General features: G+C 43.0%; 2 protein-coding genes. Both read left to right on the top strand.

Going from position 1 to position 1660, the window contains the following annotated elements:
• Positions 1-259: 259 nt before the first annotated feature.
• Positions 260-847: a nucleotide exchange factor GrpE gene (gene grpE, locus A3756_RS17630; protein WP_082865342.1), complete on the top strand. Its 588-nt coding sequence runs from the start codon at positions 260-262 to the stop codon at positions 845-847.
• Positions 848-1007: 160 nt separating this feature from the next.
• A partial coding sequence (locus A3756_RS17625; RefSeq protein ID WP_156490571.1) for an Hsp70 family protein occupies positions 1008-1660 on the top strand: 653 nt, incomplete at its 3' end.

Genomic DNA, 1660 nt, shown 5'->3' with positions numbered 1-1660 from the left:
GTAAAGATAAATATTATTCTTTCAGGCCGAGATTAAATGCAGTTAAAAAATAACTTGGTGGTGACTTGAAACTTTTCAGAGTGGCCCCCATATAGGCACCAACTTATTTATTACTGGCGATGCTTAAGTGCACGTAGAGCATTTGAAAGTCGCTATGTCAGGGTGTGCAGCATGTGCTGCGTAACGTTAATTAGTTTGATTAACTGCTGTTTTGAGATTGATAAGCGAAATAGCAGAGTTGTGGTCAGTGGAGGCGCAGGTGAGCGTAGAAAACGAAAATAATTCAAATGAAGAGCATATTGTAGAGGCAGCTCAAGAGGCTGTGGAAGCTGCTCAGGAAGAAGTCGAAACTAGTGGCCCTGAGCAGAATGCTGAGGCAGATGGCAAGGATTGGCAGGCTGAGGCTGAGTCTTTGGCGAAGCAAATTGAAGATCTTAAAGATCAGGCAATTCGTGCCAAAGCTGAAGTGCAGAATGTTCGCCGCAGAGCAGAGCAGGATGTAGAGAAAGCGCATAAATTTGCTTTGGAAAAATTTGCCAAAGAATTATTGCCTGTCATCGACGGCTTAGAGAAAGCGGTAGAGGCGGAAGTTGCAGCGGGTAATGAAATGACGACCTTGCGCGAAGGTGTAGAAATGACGCTTTCGATGTTTTTGAGTGGCGTGCAGAAGTTTAATCTGGAGCAGGTTGACCCGGTTGGTCACCCATTTGATCCAACGTTGCACGAGGCGATGTCAATGGTTCCTGCGCCGGATGCAGAGCCAAATACAGTGATTGCAGCAATGCAGAAAGGTTATACCTTGAATGGTCGTTTGGTCAGACCGGCAATGGTTGTTGTATCCAAATAAACGCACAAAAAAAGTACAAAATAATGGTTTAAAGCTTGAAAATGGAAATTTCGGCCAAATATAAGCGTTAACCCAAAAATATAGGCGCTAAGGCTTAAGATGAAAAAAGCCATTAAGCCTTACCAACAGAATTTAGAAATTAGAGAACGGGAGTAAATCAATGGGCAAAATAATCGGAATTGACTTAGGTACAACTAACTCATGTATTTCATTGCTAGATGGCGAAAAGCCAAAAGTTATTGAAAATGCAGAAGGCGATCGTACCACACCTTCAATCATTGCATTCACTGACGATAACGAAATCTTGGTTGGTCAGCCAGCTAAGCGTCAGGCAGTAACGAACCCGACTAATACTTTGTTTGCGATCAAGCGTTTAATTGGTCGTCGTTTTGAAGATGAAGTTGTACAGAAAGACATCTCAATGGTGCCTTACACCATTTCTAAAGCTGACAATGGTGATGCGTGGGTAGAAGTTAAGGGCGATAAGAAAGCGCCACCNCAGATCTCTGCAGAAATCTTGAAGAAGATGAAGAAAACGGCTGAAGACTTTCTAGGCGAGTCAGTAACTGAAGCGGTAATTACAGTTCCTGCTTACTTTAACGATTCTCAGCGTCAGGCAACTAAGGATGCCGGTAAAATTGCTGGTCTAGATGTTAAGCGTATTATCAACGAGCCAACTGCAGCAGCACTAGCGTTCGGTTTAGATAAGAGCAAAGGCGATTCAACAATTGCTGTTTATGACTTGGGTGGTGGTACTTTTGATATTTCTATCATCGAAATTGCTGACGTTGATGGCGAGAAGCAGTTTGAAGT

This window comes from Oleiphilus sp. HI0086 (genome assembly GCF_001635225.1).
Note: the sequence above shows the minus strand (reverse complement) of the source record. Positions and strands in the feature narration are given on the sequence as shown.